This window comes from Pantoea eucrina, from assembly GCF_020079945.1.
Lineage (GTDB): Bacteria > Pseudomonadota > Gammaproteobacteria > Enterobacterales > Enterobacteriaceae > Pantoea > Pantoea eucrina.
In genome coordinates this window covers 913117-931474 of sequence record NZ_CP083448.1, presented here as the reverse complement: position 1 = coordinate 931474, position 18358 = coordinate 913117, and the positions used below count along the sequence as shown (strand labels likewise).

Sequence of the window (18358 nt, the reverse complement as noted above, 5' to 3'; positions counted from 1 at the left end):
CACCAGCTCGCCCATAAATAAGATATGATCAAGGCTCTCGCCCAGGCGGGAGCCTGTTTTTTTAAGCACCGGAGCCAATATGAAAACCAAACTGAATGAACTGCTCGAATTCCCTACCCCGTTTACCTATAAAGTTATGGGACTGGCGCAGCCAGAGCTGGTTGATCAAGTGGTTGAAGTGGTGCAGCGGCATGCGCCTGGCGACTATACACCTGATGTAAAGCCCAGCAGCAAAGGCAACTATCACTCTGTATCCATTACTATTAACGCGACCCATATTGAGCAGGTTGAAACGCTCTATGAAGAGCTGGGTAACATCGATATCGTGCGCATGGTACTGTAACACCGGCGCTGGCAAAGCCCGCTTTGCCAGCGTTATACTCAGGCTTTCCCTCTTTACCGGACCTCCGCTGTGTCTGCAAATACGCTTCTTGTACGCAACCTCGGCCTGCGCGACTGGCAGCCCGTCTCCGATGCCATGCATCACTTCACCGATACCCGCAATGCGGAAACGCCCGATGAGCTCTGGCTGGTTGAGCACGCGCCGGTCTTTACGCAGGGACAGGCTGGTAAAGCTGAACATCTGCTGATGCCGGGCGATATCCCGGTGGTGCAGAGCGATCGCGGCGGTCAGGTGACGTATCACGGCCCGGGGCAGCAGATCATGTACGTGCTGGTGGATATTAAGCGGCGCAGGCTGGGCGTGCGCGAGCTGGTTACGGCGCTGGAAGAGACCGTCATTGCCACCCTGGCAGAGTACGGCGTGACGGCGCGCGCGCGCGCAGATGCGCCCGGCGTCTATGTGGGTGATGACAAAATCTGTTCACTCGGACTGCGTATCCGTAAAGGCTGTTCATTCCACGGGCTGGCGCTGAATATAGCGATGGATCTGGCTCCGTTTCTGCGTATCAATCCATGCGGCTATGCCGGGATGCAGATGACGCAGCTGAGCCGGTTCCGGCCTGACGCTATGCCAGCTGATGTGCGTCCGCGTCTGGTGGCACACTTCGCGCGTCTGACGGGATTTGACGAGATGGCGTGGCAGGATGAAAGCGTGGACTGACCTTGTCTGTGCGTGCGTATTTACAAAATTGTAACCTTTCTCACCGCATAGCGGCTGCTTCTGCAGCGGCGAGATGATATAATTTTTGCAAATTTTTCAAAAAAAGTTGAAAGCCTGGTTCTCAGTTTGAGTGAGGAAGCTTTCAAATCGCAATCCCGATCGGAACCTGCAGATTTATGAGTAAACCAATTCAGATGGAACGCGGCGTCAAGTATCGCGATGCCGACAAAATGGCGCTGATTCCGGTGAAAACCGTGGTCACCGAGCGCGACGAAATTCTGCGTAAGCCGGAGTGGATGAAGATCAAGCTGCCGGCTGACTCCAGCCGCATCCAGGGCATCAAAGCTGCGATGCGCAAAAATGGCCTGCACTCTGTTTGCGAAGAAGCGTCCTGCCCTAACCTGGCAGAGTGTTTTAACCACGGCACCGCCACCTTTATGATCCTTGGCGCCATCTGTACCCGCCGCTGCCCGTTCTGCGACGTGGCACACGGTCGTCCTAACGCCCCTGATGCGAACGAGCCGCTGAAGCTGGCGCAGACCATTGCCGATATGGCGCTGCGGTACGTGGTTATCACCTCTGTCGATCGTGACGATCTGCGTGACGGCGGCGCACAGCACTTTGCTGACTGCATCACGGCTATTCGTGAGAAGAGTCCCAGCATCAAAATTGAAACGCTGGTCCCTGATTTCCGCGGGCGTATGGATCGTGCGCTGGAGATCCTCACCGCCACGCCGCCTGACGTGTTTAACCACAACCTGGAAAACGTGCCGCGCGTTTACCGTCAGGTGCGTCCCGGCGCTAACTATGAGTGGTCACTTAAGCTGCTGGAGCGCTTTAAAGAGGCGCATCCTGATATTCCGACCAAATCGGGCCTGATGGTGGGCCTGGGCGAAACCAACGCGGAGATCGTGGAAGTGATGCGCGATTTGCGCCGTCACGGTGTGACCATGCTGACGCTGGGGCAATATCTGCAGCCGAGCCGCCATCATCTGCCGGTACAGCGCTATGTCAGCCCGGCGGAATTTGATGAGATGAAAGAAGAAGCGATGGCGATGGGCTTCACTCACGCCGCCTGCGGCCCGTTTGTGCGCTCTTCTTACCATGCGGATATGCAGGCTAAAGGACTGGAAGTAAAATAATCCTCTGCTGACATCCTCCTGATACAAAAAAACCAGCCTCTGTGAGTCTGGTTTTTTTTCATCACAACTTGTTACAGTTGTGCGGCCCGGGCACGCCTTTACTCTTTATGGCTGACGCGCTCTGCCGGGATCTCATCTGCACTGCTCTTTGCAACGGTGCTGTCGTCGTCTTTCATGGCTTTTTTAAAGCCCTTGATCGCCGATCCTAAATCACCGCCCAGCGAACGCAGCTTATTGGTACCAAATAACAGAACAATAAGTGCACCGATAATCAGCAGCTTGGCAATACTGATACCTTCCATACTCTACCTTCAGCTCTCACGTATAACGGACAGCCTTTATTAACGCGCACTCTGCGCCGGCACTCAACAGAATTCTGTAACAGAGTAAGATCGGATCGGTCACTCCTGACGCAGCTGCGGCGTGGCAAAGCGACGGTTCTCCAGCACCGGCAAAATGCGGCGTGCGTAAGCGAGTCGCTCCGCCTCAAGATCGGCGAAGATCAGCGTGGCAGATTCAGCAGCCTGCGCGATCGTCACCCCCAGCGGATCGATCGTCATGCTGTTGCCAATATTACGCGGCCCGCATTCACCAGTGGCGACCAGATAACAGGTGTTTTCCAGCGCCCGGGTCGCCGTCAGTAACGCCCAGTGACGCTCTTTCTGCGGCCCTCTGACCCACGCAGCGGGCAGCACCAGTACCTCTGCCCCGTCAAGCGCCAGGCGTCGCGCCAGCTCAGGAAAACGGATATCGTAGCAGGTCATCAGCCCGACCTTCATGCCGGCGACCTCAATCAGCGGCGGGATAGTGCTGCCTGCCGTAACGCGCTGTGATTCCTGCATCGCAAAGGCGTCATAGAGATGCAGCTTGGCGTAGTGCGCAATGATCCTGCCATTACGCAGGGCGATCAGCACATTTTGCGTTTTTCCTGCGGCAGCCGGTACGTGCACGCTCATAATCGTGGTGAGGCTGTTCTCTGCGCTCTCAGCCAGCAGCGCGCTGACAAACGGCCCATCAAGTGGCTGGGCCGCCTGCAGAATACGATCGGGATGCTCTCTGTCCTGCATCAGTACCGCTTCCGGCAGCAACAGCAGATCGGCTCCTCCTGTCCGCGCACGCTGCATCAAATCGCGACAGGTGACGATATTCTCCTGCCATTCGCTGCTGACGGCGAACTGCCCCATTGCCGCTCTCATTGTCTCTCCTCCGATACCGGTGCGCTAACAGAGATCTTTTGTATGGTAGCGCGGTGACTCCACATAGCCTTCACGTGCGTAAAACTGATTAGCTTTAAGCCGCGAAGCGTGACAGTGCACCTCCATACGATCGCAACCTCGCTGCCGCGCCAGCTGTTCAGCGTGGGACAGCAGCTGCTGGCCGCTGCCTTTACTGCGTTCACCTTCAGCAATGCAAAAGTAGCTGATGCGGGCAAAATCACCTGCCAGCGCCAGCTGCGGAATAAAATGCAGCGACAAAAATCCCAGTACCTGCGTTCCGTGTTCAGCCACCAGCAGGATCTCATCCTGATGAGTACAAAGCTGCACCAGCCGCGCTTCAATAAAGTGCTCAGTGCCACTATAGCCAAGCTCAGCCAGCAGCGCGCTCAGGGCGAAACAGTCATCAGGCCGCGCCTCACGTATATGCATAGTGCTTCTCCTTGTATCGGGCTGATGTTTATATAGCCTGTGAACGGGAAAAGCTGCAAGCGGCAGTGGTTAAAACTCTGGTTTGTGAAGCATTAAGCGCACTCTGTGGCGTCATATTTCTGTCATCTGAGCTTAAGGCTGACTTAATCTTGCTTTGGCATGCTGAGGGAAATCACATCTGAGGCGAGTAGAATGAAAAACTGGATCCCACGTTCTTCGGAAGAGATGCTGGCACTGACTTTTGCTGCGGTAGTGGTAGCCGCCTGGCTGATCACCTGGTGGCAGAACTGAAAAAAGAATAAAAAAAACCCGCCATCAGGCGGGTTTTTAAAATTCTGACTGTTAACTTACAGAGCGGTAACGTTAGCAGCAGATGGGCCTTTAGCGCCGTCGGTGATTTCAAACTCTACACGCTGACCTTCAGCCAGAGTTTTGAAGCCGTTGCTCTGGATAGCAGAGAAGTGTACGAATACATCTTTGCTGCCATCTTCTGGAGTAATGAAACCGAATCCTTTGGACTCATTAAACCACTTAACGTTACCTTTGATCTTGGACATCTATATTACCTTTACATGAAAAATGGACACTAAACTGTGTCGTCATCTAGTACAGCAATTGCAGTGGCATTTGTCCAGTCCGAATTGATGAAAAAGTGATAAATATCGGATTTTTGTCTTTGCATCACACTTTTGCACTTATGTGCTCGCTTAAAACTGGAATCTGAGCCAGGCAAAATAGACGTTGCCGTTGTTATAAGTACCGGGAATGTAAGTCATTTGAAACGTGGCGGGTCCGTAGCCTGCGGATGCCAGCGGCAGCACCAGCGGCACCGGAATATATTTCCAGTTATCGCGCGCGGTGAAGCCAGCCGTATAGCCAGCTCCCAGATGAAAACGCTGATCCTGCAGCGGACGCCACGTCGCTTCCCAGCCATAGCCGGCAATCGGTTCCCACTTGTTGAAGGAGTCTTTAAACGCCATCACGTAGAGCCCGTTCCAGTTACCCTTATCGTCCCAGCGCGAGATGCCGCCCCCTGCCCCCCACGGCCGTTCGTTATATTTTCTGATGTGCGCATCATCATACGTCCAGCGGTTGTGCCAGGTGATGGCAGGCACATAAAGATCGTAATGCTGCGGCGCAGACCAGGTCTGAGCCACATTATCGCTGAAACTATTCCATCCCGCTTTAAGCGCGGCGCCTGCCGTAGCGGCTGAGGCAGAAAATGAGACCAGTAAGGTCAACACGCAGCCCGACATGGCTGCTGAAACGTGTCGATTCACGGATAAAACCCTGTTATTACAAAATTTAATAGCGTGCAGAACCTCTGTAGCCAGCTCTGCAAAAGTGATTGCTGCATTTTTGCGTCTGAAATTTCCAAAAGTAGCGGTAATCCTTTTCAGATATAGCCTGAAATAACGCGCATGCAAGGGCCTATTGTACCTGCGAAGGCCGTTACGAATAAAACCGCAGTTAAACGAATCAGAAAAAGTGCTTTTGTGACATAAAGTGCAGTTTTGAAAATCGGCTAAAAGCAAAAAAATGTTATTTATCATAAAATAACGTAAATTTTGTCTGCCACCATACAGATAAACAGAATTAATCATTTGAAGCCAGGGTCTGATTGCGATATTTCTTATTTTCCGGGAGGGAACAGGGAGAGAAACGGTGACGATTTGTTGCAGCCAGTGCGGCAGTAAAAAATTCTTTTATACGTGCCAGCGGAGTGAAGCTTCAGAGCCGGCAGCTCATCACGGCGCACGCTGTGCCGTATGCAGAAAGCCGCTAAACAGTTCGGATGTTAAACCGCCTGAAATAGCCGTCAGAGAGGCTATTGTACGTTATGCGCGATAACAATTTCAGGCACCCGCAGGTGCCTGAACACGTCAGAAAATCAGCTTGAATACACCAGTAATAGTCAGCAGCCCGACAATAAAGACAATCGCAATGATCCACAGAAATATTTTCATTATTCGCTCCTTCAGTTTGAAAATTTATGCATCCGCCGATGAGTATAGCTGAATATCCTGAACGCGCCGCACGCTGCCGATACGCGTTTCGCTTCGCCGGCCAGGTGAATAAGCCCGTGCTATTTCTGCGAGCAGGGTCGCAGCTCAGCCATTAACTGGCCCTGAAGGCGCTCTTTACAGATTTCGACGCGCTAAACTTAAAGCGCCTGTGACGGGCCTCAATGGTTATCTCTGTTAGCGAAACGAGGAGAAATTATGAGTACGATTAATACCAGCATGGGACGTTATAGCCTGAAGGCGAAGGAGGTCGGCAGCCATATTAAAGGGAGTATCGCTATTAACGACGAAGGCGGTACGCAGCTGACCATGCAGGAGTTTGATGAACACTATCTGGATGATGTGGTAAACAATGTCATCTACCCGGTAACGGGGGGCAATCGTGAAATTACCCGTGCACTGCGCGAGCAGATGGTAAAAGCGGGTTTTGAGCAGCCACATTAAGGCTGTCGGGCCACAATTCTGTGGCCCGTTATAAGCTGATTACAGCGCAGCAGAGAGCAGCAGACAGCCTGCCAGACCGCATACGGAAATAATCGTCTCCAGCGCCGACCACGATCGGATAGTCTCACCGATGGTGAGATTAAAATACTCTTTAAACAGCCAGAAGCCGGGATCGTTAACGTGCGAGAAGATAACGCTGCCGGAGCCTACTGCTATCACCATCAGCTCAGGGCTGGCACCACTGGTCACGATCAGCGGTGCAACAATCCCGCCAGCCGTAATGGCGGCAACCGTGGCTGAACCCAGCGCAATACGCAGGATCGCCGCAATCGACCAGGCCATAAAAATCGGCGACAGATTGGTCGCATGCATCATGCCCGCAATATATTTATCCACGCCGCTGTCTACCAGCACCTGTTTAAAGGCTCCGCCACCGCCAATAATCAGCAGCATCATTGCAATGATCTTGATGGAGTCGGTGATGGTGCCCATCACCTCATCCATGCTGCGTCCGCGATTCAGACCGAAGGTAAAAATAGCGATAAGAACGGCGATCAGCGTTGCCATAATCGGGTCGCCAAAGAATTCAGCGTAAGGCAGCAGTACGTGTCCTTTCGGCAGCAGCATCTCAGCCACCGCACGCAATGCCATCAGGATCACTGGCACCAGCGCGGTCCAGACGCTGACGCCAAATCCTGGCATCTCTGCTTCTGTAAAGGTTTTGGGATTCCACAGCCCTTCCGGAATTGGCTTATCGATGCCTTTCAGAAAACGCGCATACACCGGGCCAGCCAGAATCACGGTAGGGATCCCCAGCAGCGTGCCGTAAAGCAGCGTTTTACCCATATCAGCGTTAAACAGCGTCGCGATCGCGGTCGGACCCGGATGCGGCGGCAGAAAACCGTGCGTTACCGAGAGCGCGGCTGCCATGGGAACGCCGACGTAAAGCAGCGGCACGCGCGCTGAGGCAGCGATACTGAATACCAGCGGCAGCATCAGTACAAACCCTACCTCATAAAACAGCGCAAAGCCCACGGTAAAACCGGTCAGCACCAGCGCCCACTGGATATGCTTCTCACCAAATTTTGCAATCAGGGTGGTGGCGATACGCTGCGCGCCGCCGCAGTCAGCCAGCAGCTTACCCAGCATGGCTCCAAAGCCCATAATCAGCGCCAGGCTGCCAAGTGTCCCGCCTACGCCGGTTTTGATTGAGCCGATCACTTTATTGACCGGCATGCCCTGCATCATGCCCACCGCCAGCGCCACCAGAATCAGCGCGATAAAGCCGTTAAGTTTGAAGCGAATCATCAGCAGCAGCAGTAGCGCTACGCCGATGGCCACATAGAGTAATGGCATGGTTATTCTCCACTTTTTACGCGCGGCGTCAGTTGCCAGCGGGTTGCGTTGTACTACCGGATCGGCCAGATGCGGCCGGATGTTGCGAAATGCGTCATACTGTTACCGGTATCATGTTAAGGGCAACACCGGGCCGGTAACATCAGAGCAGCGGGCTGAATTTCGTTTTTGCGAAGGCGATCAACTTTTGCTCATTAAGCTACCGGCGTTTATACCTGCGTCAGCAGCGCTTTTCGCTACACTGGCTGCCTGAAATCATTTGAAAGGATAGACAGGTGAGTGAGAACCTGATTGCACTTTACAGTAACCAGCGAACCCTGTGCGGATGCGGCAGCATTCGCACTCTGCCCGCGCTGCTGGCTGAGGATCCGCAGCCTGCGCTGCTGTTTTGCGGCCGCTCATTTCTCAATAGCGAGACGTGGCAGCAGCTGAAGGGTGAGCTGCAACACGCTATCCAGGACTATGAAATCGTCAGTCATGAAGCTTCTCCGGAAGAGATTGACGTCTGGGTCGCGCGCTGGCGCGGACGGGTTAAGCGGGTAGTGGCGATTGGCGGCGGCAGCGTGCTGGATGCGGCAAAAGCGTTCTGCGCCATGATAGAGCATCCGCTGCCGACGGCGCGCTACCTGGAAAAAGTGGGGGATACACCGGTGCAGGGCGACACGCTGCCGCTGATCGCCATCCCCACTACCGCCGGCACCGGCAGTGAAGTCACGCAAAACGCTGTGGTCACCGATCAGCAGCACATCAAAATAAAAGCGTCGCTGCGCCATCCGAACTTTGTTCCTTCCGTCGCGATTCTCGATCCCGACCTGCTGCGCGGCGCACCTGATAGCGTCCTCGCTACCTGCGCAATTGACGCCTTTACGCATCTGTTCGAAGCGTACCTGTCAAAGAAAGGCAACGTATTTACTCAGCAGATGGCGCTCAGCGGCCTGCGGCTCTTTTTTCAGGCCTGGCCTTACCTGAACCGCGCTGACCGGCAGGGTGACGAGGCGCGTGAGGCAATGATGATGGCGTCCTGGCTGGGCGGCCTCTGCCTGAGCAGCGCCGGCCTGGGCGTGATCCATGGCATCGCAGGCGAGTTGGGGGCGATCAAAGCGATTCACCATGGTGAAGCCTGCGGCCGCCTGCTGTTTCCGTTTCTGGATCAGCTGGCAGAAAGCGACCACCCTGAACAGCAGCGCCTGATGAGCATGTTTGCGGCGCAGCTGATGCCCGGCGCCTCCGCGCCTGCCCCGCTGGCGCTGAAAGCCTGGCTGCAGCAGCACGCTATTGTGCCGTTCTGGCAGGAGGGACCTGCGCTCTCTGCCACAGAGGTGGACTGGATTGTCGCACGCGCCAACAGTAAAAATAGCTGGGTAACCTATAACAGCGCGCAGATGACCGACATGCTTGTTCAGGCGTGGCGCGTTCTCTGATCCTGCCGGCGCGCTCTGCTCAGGCGAACGGGCCCTCACCGGCCAGCATCTGCTCGATGACCTGCAGCACGCCAGCATGATTATTATCCGCGGTGACATAGCGCGCCGCGGCTTTCACCCGCGCCGGCGCGTTCTGCATCGCAAAGCTAAATCCCGACTGCGCCAGCATTTCCAGATCGTTGCCACCATCGCCGAATGCCAGGACTTCGCTGCTCTCAATCCCCCAGCGCTGCTGCAGCAGAAGCAGTCCGTTGGCCTTGTGGAGGCCAGGCACAATCAAATCCACTGAGCCGTGGCCGCTGGAGGTGGCCGCAGCCGATCCCTGGTGCAGTCGCTCAATGTCTGCCATTAAAACCGGCACATAGTCATCAGAGAGGTTCAGGGCAAATTTAAACAATCGATCGTCGGCAATCTCATCCAGCGTCTCAATGGGCCGCAGGCGGTGGCAATAATGCCGCATCTTCTGCAGCCACTGCGCGTCCGCACCGGTAAAGTAGTAGGCGCTGTTGCGACCACAGATAAGAAAGCGCAGGCCGGGATAGTTACCCTGCTGCAGCGTATCCAGCACGGCGTGCACCGCCTCACGGCTGAACGCGCCGCAGAAAAGCTCTTCTTCACTGTCGAGGATCCACGCACCGTTCTCCGCAACAAACGCGATCTCATGGGCCATTTCCGGAAAAAAGGATTTCAGCTGGTAATACTGATTGCCGCTGGCGACGACAAACCGGATACCGCGCTGTTTCATCATTTGGTAGCAGGCCATGAACCGCGACCGGTCATACTGCTTACGGTCATCCAGAAAGGTGCCATCCATATCCACTGCTACCATTTTTACTGCGGCCATCATCACTCCTTAGCACATGCGTATTAGCGGTAGCTCACAGAATAGCCTGGCAAAGGGGGAAAGCAGAAGCGGAGCGGGAGGCGTGGTTCCTCCCGGCAAGAGATTAATCGAAGGCGCCGTTGAGTAATATGGCGGTGATGATGCCGGTTGCAGCCGCTACCAGCACATAATTACCGTCGATAAAGGCCCAGTGCTCACCGCGCGGCGGTGCGGTGAGGCCGCGATCGCGCCAGTTATCCACGCGGTATCCGGCACCGCGATAGGCGGGTGGCATCGGCTGGCCGCGCCGGAACTCATGCCCCTGCCAGGCAAAGCGGTCAGCGTGATGATGCCCTTCCGGCCCGCCCCGCTCGCCGCGACGCTCATCACCCGGTCCACGGCGATCGGCTTCCCGCCCGGATGCGTGCTGGCTTTCATGTGTATTCCAGCGGGGACCGCCAGGATCTTCTGCCTGACTCAGCGCAGAAAATAGCGTGCTGCATGCAATAAGGGTAATAGCGATCTGCGTTTTAATTTTTTTCATCATGGTCTCCATCACAGCAGCAATAAGTGCGCTGCCGGCAGAGACTATTAACCAGTCACGCAGCAAATAATAGTTCTTTCATTCTTAAAAACCTCATTATTACAGTAAATTACACTGCCTTAGCGCTTTCTTAACGAAGATGTCCGGCCGGATACAAATAAGTACCGCAGAGAAAAAAACATAAAAAAACCCGACCGCAGGGATCGGGTAAATAAAAATGTTTCATTATTCAGAAACAGGGAAACCCTGCAAATCAGAGGGTAAAACTGAAGCACACAACGCCACATCACCAGCATTGCGCGCGCAGAATAACACTTCACCGCTAAAACAATAAATAAAATTAATCGGATTTAGGAATATTACTTAACGCTGCCAGGCAGATTAACGCTGCTTATAAATAAGGTCAGTGCTCTGACCTCACGCCAGTGACGGAATTAAAATCTTATAAAAAACATAAAATTAAAATAATTACCTTTTGGGGCTGGCAACAGGAAAATAACTGCCCTTTCTGATCTCTGGTTTCACTGCGGATAACATTATAAGTAGCACAATTAATTATCTGCTGGTCACTCATTGCGCGCGCCGGAATTACGGCTGCCGGATGTGCCGCAGCAGAGAAGCCGGATGCCGCGCCAGCGCTGCGGCAGGTCGTATCGGGCGACGGACCAGTTCGCCGCTGCAGTTCGGACAGCGCTGCAGCAGAACATGCTCAGCGCAGGTTGCGCAGAATGTGCATTCAAATGAGCAGATACGTGCCTCCGCGCTTTCCGGCGGTAAATCGGTATCGCACCACTCACAGTTAGGTCGCAGTTCAAGCATAGGATGCTCCGGTTTAGCGCAGGCTCAGGACAGATTTTTATCCGTTACTGCATTCAATCATGTGAAACAGATTACATTCTGCGCCAGCCGTTCTATAGTTCTTTCGCTACGTTTATTTGCGAGGCTATGGAATGCGTGTTAAAGGCTTAAATATCGGTTTCTTTATTCTTATCCTGGCGATTGTCACCATCGCCTTTTTTGATGTGCTGTCACCTTATTTCTCTGCCATTCTCTGGGCGGCTATCCTGGCGGTGATTTTTGCCCCGCTGAAGGTGCTGCTGCGGCGTAAAATGGGCGACCGTAACGGGCTTGCCTCTTTTGTCACGCTGATGATTATCTGTCTGATTGTATTTACGCCGCTGGCGATCATCACCTCATCGCTGGTGGTGGAGATCAATACCGTTTACGTCAAGCTGCAGAATAATTCAGCGCAGTTTCCGACAGTGTTTGCTGAGCTGCTGCAGCATCTGCCGGGCTGGGCGCAGCGCTATCTGGCCGACCACGATCTCAACAACTCTGCCCAGATTCAGCAAAAGCTCTCTGAGTTCGCGCTGAAAGGTGGTCAGTATATGGCGGGCAGCGTGCTGCTGATTGGTAAAGGCACGTTTACCTTTACCGTGAGCTTTGGCGTGATGCTCTATTTACTGTTCTTCCTGCTGAAAGATGGTGCCTGGCTGGTGGGGCTAATCCTCGAAGCGCTGCCGCTCTCCACCTATGTGAAGCATCATCTGCTGATGAAGTTTGCTGCGGTGTCGCGCGCGACGGTGAAAGGAACCGTGGTAGTGGCAATTGTTCAGGGTGTACTGGGCGGCTTTGCTTTCTGGATCACTGACATCGACGGCAGCCTGCTGTGGGGTGCGCTGATGGCGTTTCTGTCGCTTATCCCGGCGGTCGGATCCGCCATCGTCTGGGTACCGGCAGCGATCTTTTTCTTTGCCACCGGCGCGCTGTGGAAAGGCCTCTTCCTGGTCGGCTTCTTTGTGGTGATTGTCGGCCTGGTAGATAACATTCTGCGCCCGCTGCTGGTGGGCAAAGACACCAAGATGCCGGACTATATGATCCTGATCGCCACGCTGGGCGGCATGGAAATCTACGGCATCAACGGCTTTGTGATTGGCCCGCTGATTGCCGCTCTGTTCATCGCCTGCTGGAATCTCCTCTCCGGTCGCGATAACCGCGATAACGCCGAAGAGATTGATGAAGAGTTTATTGAAGAGGGCAAAACGCACGAGTAGCGCTATGCGCTGAGCTGACTAAAACACCGCCTGCGGGCGGTGTTTTTATGACGGCGGCTGCGAACAAAGTAAATCTTATAACAGATCCAGACTCTGGCCCGATTTCTGCTGGCGCAAACTGCCGGATAAGCCAGTACCAGGGCTGATACTCTTTCAGATGTTGAAGGCTGTTCAGCCGCCGCGTTCCCCACTGCCTTCACTGCCACACTCTTCAGCCCAGACCCACCAGCCAGAGATGCAACGATAGCCTTTTCCGGCCAGCGCGGCCGGTTCCGTCTCGCCCGCTATCTACCCGCGAGACCCGCCGCGTAAGCCGTCACCGCCCCCACCACCGCGTGCGCCATCAGGTTCGCCTGCACGTTTACCGAACCGTCCGCGTTCAGCGTCTGTTTATGAATAACCTCTGCCAGGTACGGTGCCGCCGCGCCCGTTACCGCCTGCGCCAGGCTGCCCCCCCGCCAGGCCCTGTACCGCCGCCGTCGCCGCCTGAATGCCCTGCTGAAGGGCGCTGCCCGTGCCGAAAGGCGCCGCGGCGGTTTTATAAGCCTGCTCCGCTATCTCCCCGGCGGAGGGGGTCAGGTTGCCCTTGCCGGCCAGCGCTGCCTTCGCGGCCTGAAGCGCGGCCGGGTCCCTCTTCGCCCTCTCGCCCGCTATCTGCCCCTCCGTGCGCGTGATGTCCGCCGCCTGGTTGCCGATTTCACCTATGAGCTGCGCCGCCTGCAGCCGGTTCTGCTCCCTCTCTTTATCGAATATCGGCGACAGCGTCTGGTTCGCGTGCGCGGCGTCGCGGCTCAGCCCATCCGGGCAGGGATAAGATAAATTTCAGCAGCTTAGCTTATATGTATAAAACTTTATTAATTCGTCCGCATCTCTTTCCATAATGCCAATATAATGTTTATAAGATCTTATTAATTCTAAATAACCACAAATAGCATTAATGCCAAACGCTTCGTGCAAATCAGTATAACCCTCTACTCTTTCTGTCATGACAACTCCCCAACCTACTGGCAATGTATCATCTAACATATTGAAAATATTTGAAGGTACCCATAAGGGCTTGCTATTTTCAGGACAAATCAATAAGTCAGTACGTGTCGGATAAAACATCATTCCGTAAACTTTATACTCCACACCAATTTCTAATGGAGTAAATTGCGTTTCGTCAGTTTCTCCCATAACTCTTGCATTTTGAGGTAAATCTTTTCCTGACGTCGAGTTGCATAAAACTAACATTTATTGCTACCTATTTAAATTTAAAGTCATCTACTTGGCCCGTTTTCGTATTACGGACATAATGGATTTCTATTCCATTTATATTTTGTGCCATTTTGACCCAACCTTCTTCACGAGGCCATCGTTTATCAGTCATTGGTATGGGTAATTGACGGCCAGTTTCAGGATTTGACAGTGCTTGTTCAATAGCTAATTTTTCTTGCAAGGAATTAGCTTCCGTCCTGCCGGTCGAGCCTCTTCCTAGTTGTGTTTCTGACGAATAAGCCAGATCGTCTCTATTTTGCTCAGGGAGCGGCGTTACTGTACTGCTTCCTTCCGTATCTGGCTCACCTTCAGTATTACCGGTACTTCTTGCTCCCTGCTCATGTGATTGATCCGGTGTAACAAGTGACGTTCTTCTAGTTTCATCTGCAGCCGGATTCACCAGCTTTCCTCCGATCAAATCGTCATTTACCGGTAAGGTTTCGATTTTGCTACCTGCTCCATTTGTATGCTGCTGGCTCTGCGCCGATACTATTGCCATTAGTAGGCAGCCAGGGTTTGCAAGACAGGCCGCGTCCAGCCCCTCTTTGACTTTCTTCGTCAGTGCCAGCGCCGCCTGCTCCCTGGCTCCGCCTTTACCCGCTTCGGCCATCGCCGCTGAGTTGAGCGTTTCCTGTGCCAGCATCTGCTGCAACATGCCCGCGCTGAACATATTGTTACTGATTTCATTCTGGCCAGCCTGGGCGCCTGCGACCGCATCAGCTGTTGAATTACCGGTAAGGCCGCCAGCCAGCCCTGCTGCAACCGTGCCCAGCGCGACCAGCGTCTGCTTCTGCTCCTCATTCAGCTGACTGACAGGCACATCACCATACAGTGCCTTTTTGATGGCTTCACCCACCGATGCCGTGGTGGCTGCGCCCGCCGCACCGGACAGCGCTGAGTTGCCCTGTGCCGCAGCTATGACACCAGCCATAGCCGCATGTGCCATGATGCGGCTCGCCTCATCCGGCGCGGTCTGTTTAATAACCTCTGTCAGGTACGGTGCCGCCGCGCCCGTTACCGCCTGCGCCAGGCTGCCCCCCCGCCAGGCCCTGCACCGCAGCCGTCGCCGCCTGTATACCCTGCTGAAGGGCGCTGCCCGTGCCGAAAGGCGCTGCGGCGGTTTTATAAGCCTGCTCCGCTATCTCCCCGGCGGCGGGGGTCAGGTTGCCCTTGCCGGCCAGCGCTGCCTTCGCGGCCTGAAGGAGTAAGCCGCCGGTAAAAAGACCCCGGAGCATAGTGGACAGGATGTTTAACTAAATACTGCTTCAAAAATTTTTCAATTTTCTTTTCTGTTAAATTTTTTCAAAAAAATCAACAATATTTTTCATCATCTACTCCCAAGTATAAACCCTTACTACATTTTATCCATTTAATGGATTTTTTATCTTCACCAATTATTAATAAAATGGGGCTATTGGATACAGTTTTTTCAATGCCGAGGTTAAAATCATCAATAAATCGCTGACTAAAATCATCATCCCCTAAGTATCCCCATATAATTGCATCAATAACAGAAAGCCTCTCTACACTATCTGACAAATTTATTAATAGAGAATCTTTTTATGTATTGAGATTGGTTCAATCATAACTAATTTTATAGACAATAAGAAAACGCTTTGTGGTAACACAGCCAGTTTAAGTGGGCTTCCCTGGCTATTCCCAACCCGCCAATAGAAAAGAGGGTATTTTTCATAGTCAATAGATTTTATATCAATAGGGATGCAACCATTAATAGTAATGGCTACATCTTCCACCTCATTAATTACGCCACCAACGGTCAGTTTCATTATTTATACAACGCATGTTTTAAAACCGGATAAGGTTCTGTTGGTCGTTGGCTGAATACTAGCTCCCAGCGCACAACTTGCATTTTTTCGTTAAATTCTAATCCTTGCGAAGTTGCATCTTTAACAGCACCCTGAAGGCTGGTCAGTATAGCTCGACTTCCTTCGGTTGTGCTATGAGATAATCCATTTGGTGTTAAATATTCACCCATGTGTATAGTTGCATTTGGATTCACCCTAACAATTTATCCATTAACACTTAATTAAAAAAATTTTTGAATGGTTTAATCAGGTATTGCAGGTTGAGTTGATTTAATTGAATCGAAAACAATTCCTGTCTTAATTATATCAGCGCCAGCTTTTGCCGCCGCTGATTCAGCCTTACCCGCGATCCCGGCAACAACCTTCTCTGTCAGTACCGCGCCGTTTTTAGCAACTCCTGCAGCGCCAGCCAGCAGCCCGGCGATATCCGAAACCAGCTTACCGCCTTCAATGCCCGCATTAAATGAACCGCTTGCTCCAACTTTCTGATACTCCATTTCCATCTGGTCAATGCGATCAATATAGGACTGCTTCACCGCATCTGATACGTTACCGAGTACACCTCCACTATTAATTAGCGATTTTAGGGCATCATAGGTTTCCTGCGGATTGCTGGCCGTTTTCACGATGCTATCTATTGTATCGTATAGCCATGCCGGAACCCCGGCCATCATTCCTGCCGCAAAGCTGATATCCTGGCCCAAGTCTATCGCCGTCCATTTCGCCTGCATCTGAGCTTTACAGGCAATAGTCTTACATTCTGCCAGCTCTTCTTTTTTCTGCACCTTCTGGGTATCGCTCAGATAGTTATTCTCAACAACAACACTTTCCTGTGCCAATGAATTGACACTGGGATTTGCCGGATTATTCAGAGTCGGGGTGCGGTGTTTTCTGGTTTTTACGTTCGTCTATTTTGGCAAATATCCAAGAGCCTAATCCAGATGCAACGCCAGCTATAGTGCTGGTAACTAAAACATGTTTAATATCTGATGATCCGATATTTACCTTATGGCTAATGATTAATTTCACAGTTAACAAAGCTAGAGAAAAAAATATTAGGCAACAGAGAGTCATGTATCCAATACTCAAAAATAGTAAACTCAGAGTAACTTTATTTTTTCTTCTCATTCACTTCATCCTTGACGATATTACTGATAAATTCTCCACCGACAGAACCAACAATTTCCCCTGCGAAACCTGAATGTTGCCCCAAAACAGGGCTGAATACAGGTGGCGCAATTAGGCCAACTGTTGTACCAAACGCCCATCCCGCACCCGTACCAGTTAAAGCACCCTTATCAGGGCCATCAGTGAACATTGTTCCTCCTTGTGCAATTCCTAAGTTAGTCCACACCCCACGGCCCGGAGCCAGCGCTCCCGTGATTCCTGCTGATATACTTCCTTTATAATCCCAGGTCTTGTTCTCATTCCCCGGCTGACTCATATCGAACCACTGGTAAGTACCGTTGGCGATTTCCGCGATTACTGCACCGCCCACAGCTTTTCCCACCGATGCAGCCGGCCCTAAATAAGCAGCTCCTGCAATCAATACGCCATCTTTATACCTATTCACGATAACTTTGGTGATATTCGCCCCTTCAGGTAAATCACCCTGTGCCAGCTTATTTAATCCGGCCTGCTTCTGTTCTGGCGTCAGATTGTTAGCCTGGGCGTACTGGTCCCATGATGCCACCGCCTGCCCGTAATTCATCATTCCATTTGGCAGGCTTAATGCATTATTCTCAGCCGCATTCCTCCCCGCCTGCACGCCCGCCACCGCGCCCGCCGTGCTGTCGCCCGCTACCCCGCCCGCCAGACCCGCCGCCAGCGTCCCCAGCGCGCTGATGGTCTGGCGCTGCGCCTCCGTCAGGTCGCTGCGGTCAGTGCCCGGATACATCTGCTGTCCGATGTACTCGCCCATCGCCGCCCCCGACGCCCCCGACAGCGCGCTGTTTCCCGCCGCGTAAGCGGTCACCGCACCCACTACCGCGTGCGCCATCAGGTTCGCCTGCACGTTCACCGAACCGTCTGCGTTCAGCGTCTGGTTATGAATAACCTCTGCCAGGTACGGTGCCGCCGCGCCCGTTACCGCCTGCGCCAGGCTGCCCCCCGCCAGGCCCTGCACCGCCGCCGTCGCCGCCTGAATGCCCTGCTGCAGGGCGCTGCCCGTGCCGAAAGGCGCCGCGCGGTTTTATAAGCCTGCTCCGCTATCTCCCCGACGGCGGGGGTCAGGTTGCCGATTTCCCCTATCAGCTGCGCCGCCTGCAGCCGGTTCTGCTCCCTCTCTTTATCGAATACCGGCGACAGCGTCTGGTTCGCGTGCGCGGCGTCGCGGCTCAGCCCGCTCACCGCCGCCTTCGTCAGCGAACTGTCGCTGCCGCTGTGGTTCGCCCCCGTCAGCAGCCCGTTCGCCATGTTCCCCGCAAACTGGCCGCCGATGCTGCCCCCGGTGCTCACGCCCGCGCTCTGATGCTCCACCTTGTAGTCCGCCCGGATAAGCCAGGGACCCGCACGCCCACAACCGCCGCGCATTATTACAGAGTCGGATACCGGCCCAATAGAGGCCAGCCGAACCCGCTGCCGCAGCTCATTATTAAAGGCAGCTGACTGGAAGCGCTGGGATTTATGACCGGCCAGAAGATTAAAGTATTAACCGGGCCGGGACAGCTGATCATCCAACTGGCGACTGAAGGATAACTGACTGATAACACATAAATCCCAGCCGGTTGGCTGAGATTTAAGATTATTTTTCCTTATT

19 protein-coding genes and 3 pseudogenes are annotated in these 18358 nt (G+C 53.4%); 6 read left to right on the top strand and 16 right to left on the bottom strand.

The annotated features are described in order from the left end of the window. Window positions 1-79 precede the first annotated feature (79 nt). From ybeD to lipA, 3 genes are all read left to right on the top strand, one after another. Window positions 80-343 carry a DUF493 family protein YbeD gene (gene ybeD / locus LAC65_RS04315; protein WP_039383125.1) on the top strand — a complete coding sequence of 88 codons (264 nt, stop codon included), beginning with the start codon at window positions 80-82 and terminating at the stop codon, window positions 341-343. A 69-nt stretch (window positions 344-412) separates the two neighbouring features. Further along, the gene (lipB, locus tag LAC65_RS04310; protein WP_039383123.1) at window positions 413-1063 is read left to right on the top strand and encodes a lipoyl(octanoyl) transferase LipB; all 651 of its coding nucleotides are present in this window, start codon (window positions 413-415) and stop codon (window positions 1061-1063) included. A gap of 176 nt (window positions 1064-1239) precedes the next feature. Next, window positions 1240-2205: a lipoyl synthase gene (lipA, locus tag LAC65_RS04305; protein ID WP_039383121.1), complete on the top strand. Its 966-nt coding sequence runs from the start codon at window positions 1240-1242 to the stop codon at window positions 2203-2205. A 98-nt stretch (window positions 2206-2303) separates the two neighbouring features. On the opposite strand, the gene tatE is transcribed toward lipA, so the two are convergent. The 6 genes from tatE to LAC65_RS18315 form a co-directional block, all read right to left on the bottom strand. Next, a complete protein-coding gene (gene tatE, locus LAC65_RS04300; protein ID WP_039383119.1) occupies window positions 2304-2507 on the bottom strand; it encodes a twin-arginine translocase subunit TatE in 204 nt (67 codons plus the stop codon). Window positions 2508-2606: 99 nt separating this feature from the next. Then, on the bottom strand, window positions 2607-3401 hold the full coding sequence (locus LAC65_RS04295) for a deaminated glutathione amidase (RefSeq protein ID WP_039383117.1): 795 nt from the start codon (window positions 3399-3401) through the stop codon (window positions 2607-2609). 24 nt (window positions 3402-3425) lie between these two features. Continuing rightward, window positions 3426-3851 carry a GNAT family N-acetyltransferase gene (locus LAC65_RS04290; RefSeq protein WP_071668974.1) on the bottom strand — a complete coding sequence of 142 codons (426 nt, stop codon included), beginning with the start codon at window positions 3849-3851 and terminating at the stop codon, window positions 3426-3428. Window positions 3852-4198: 347 nt separating this feature from the next. Continuing rightward, window positions 4199-4408 carry a transcription antiterminator/RNA stability regulator CspE gene (cspE, locus tag LAC65_RS04285; RefSeq protein ID WP_010615627.1) on the bottom strand — a complete coding sequence of 70 codons (210 nt, stop codon included), beginning with the start codon at window positions 4406-4408 and terminating at the stop codon, window positions 4199-4201. Window positions 4409-4558: 150 nt separating this feature from the next. After that, window positions 4559-5107: a lipid IV(A) palmitoyltransferase PagP gene (gene pagP, locus LAC65_RS04280; RefSeq protein ID WP_082032650.1), complete on the bottom strand. Its 549-nt coding sequence runs from the start codon at window positions 5105-5107 to the stop codon at window positions 4559-4561. A gap of 627 nt (window positions 5108-5734) precedes the next feature. Next, entirely contained in the window at window positions 5735-5818 is an 84-nt protein-coding gene (locus tag LAC65_RS18315; protein ID WP_446676465.1) for a small membrane protein YohP, read from the bottom strand. 255 nt (window positions 5819-6073) lie between these two features. On the opposite strand from LAC65_RS18315, the gene LAC65_RS04275 reads away from it, so the two are divergent. After that, window positions 6074-6319, top strand: coding sequence for a hypothetical protein (locus LAC65_RS04275; RefSeq protein WP_039383108.1), 246 nt, complete (start codon window positions 6074-6076; stop codon window positions 6317-6319). Between the two features lie 39 nt (window positions 6320-6358). Here LAC65_RS04275 and gntT read toward each other — a convergent pair whose 3' ends face one another. After that, window positions 6359-7675, bottom strand: coding sequence for a gluconate transporter (gntT, locus tag LAC65_RS04270; protein ID WP_039383106.1), 1317 nt, complete (start codon window positions 7673-7675; stop codon window positions 6359-6361). A 275-nt stretch (window positions 7676-7950) separates the two neighbouring features. Between gntT and LAC65_RS04265 the strand changes: the two genes are divergently transcribed. Continuing rightward, window positions 7951-9096, top strand: a complete 1146-nt coding sequence (locus LAC65_RS04265) for an iron-containing alcohol dehydrogenase (protein WP_039383104.1) — start codon at window positions 7951-7953, stop codon at window positions 9094-9096. Window positions 9097-9115: 19 nt separating this feature from the next. On the opposite strand, the gene LAC65_RS04260 is transcribed toward LAC65_RS04265, so the two are convergent. The 3 genes from LAC65_RS04260 to LAC65_RS04250 form a co-directional block, all read right to left on the bottom strand. Further along, window positions 9116-9940 carry a Cof-type HAD-IIB family hydrolase gene (locus tag LAC65_RS04260; RefSeq protein ID WP_039383102.1) on the bottom strand — a complete coding sequence of 275 codons (825 nt, stop codon included), beginning with the start codon at window positions 9938-9940 and terminating at the stop codon, window positions 9116-9118. Between the two features lie 103 nt (window positions 9941-10043). Beyond that, window positions 10044-10463 carry an RcnB family protein gene (locus LAC65_RS04255; RefSeq protein WP_039383099.1) on the bottom strand — a complete coding sequence of 140 codons (420 nt, stop codon included), beginning with the start codon at window positions 10461-10463 and terminating at the stop codon, window positions 10044-10046. Between the two features lie 588 nt (window positions 10464-11051). Next, entirely contained in the window at window positions 11052-11282 is a 231-nt protein-coding gene (locus LAC65_RS04250) for a DUF1272 domain-containing protein (RefSeq protein WP_039383097.1), read from the bottom strand. Window positions 11283-11413: 131 nt separating this feature from the next. On the opposite strand from LAC65_RS04250, the gene LAC65_RS04245 reads away from it, so the two are divergent. Continuing rightward, window positions 11414-12517: an AI-2E family transporter gene (locus LAC65_RS04245; protein ID WP_039383094.1), complete on the top strand. Its 1104-nt coding sequence runs from the start codon at window positions 11414-11416 to the stop codon at window positions 12515-12517. A 299-nt stretch (window positions 12518-12816) separates the two neighbouring features. Here LAC65_RS04245 and LAC65_RS18275 read toward each other — a convergent pair. From LAC65_RS18275 to LAC65_RS04215, 6 genes and pseudogenes are all read right to left on the bottom strand, one after another. After that, window positions 12817-13312 (bottom strand): annotated as a pseudogene (locus tag LAC65_RS18275) (VENN motif pre-toxin domain-containing protein); the annotation flags it as partial. A gap of 27 nt (window positions 13313-13339) precedes the next feature. Next, window positions 13340-13750, bottom strand: coding sequence for a hypothetical protein (locus tag LAC65_RS04240; protein WP_144380274.1), 411 nt, complete (start codon window positions 13748-13750; stop codon window positions 13340-13342). A gap of 10 nt (window positions 13751-13760) precedes the next feature. Beyond that, window positions 13761-14720 (bottom strand): VENN motif pre-toxin domain-containing protein, encoded by a 960-nt coding sequence (locus LAC65_RS04235; protein ID WP_052246476.1) that lies wholly within the window; start codon window positions 14718-14720, stop codon window positions 13761-13763. Between the two features lie 598 nt (window positions 14721-15318). Continuing rightward, complete coding sequence (locus LAC65_RS04230; RefSeq protein WP_082032649.1) at window positions 15319-15561, bottom strand: hypothetical protein; 243 nt, start codon at window positions 15559-15561, stop codon at window positions 15319-15321. Beyond that, window positions 15561-16421, bottom strand: a pseudogene (locus LAC65_RS04220) (VENN motif pre-toxin domain-containing protein); the annotation flags it as partial. The pseudogene LAC65_RS04220 and the gene LAC65_RS04230, both read right to left, overlap by 1 nt. Before the next feature lie 290 nt (window positions 16422-16711). Continuing rightward, a pseudogene (locus tag LAC65_RS04215) lies at window positions 16712-18093 on the bottom strand (VENN motif pre-toxin domain-containing protein); the annotation flags it as partial. Window positions 18094-18358 lie beyond the last annotated feature (265 nt).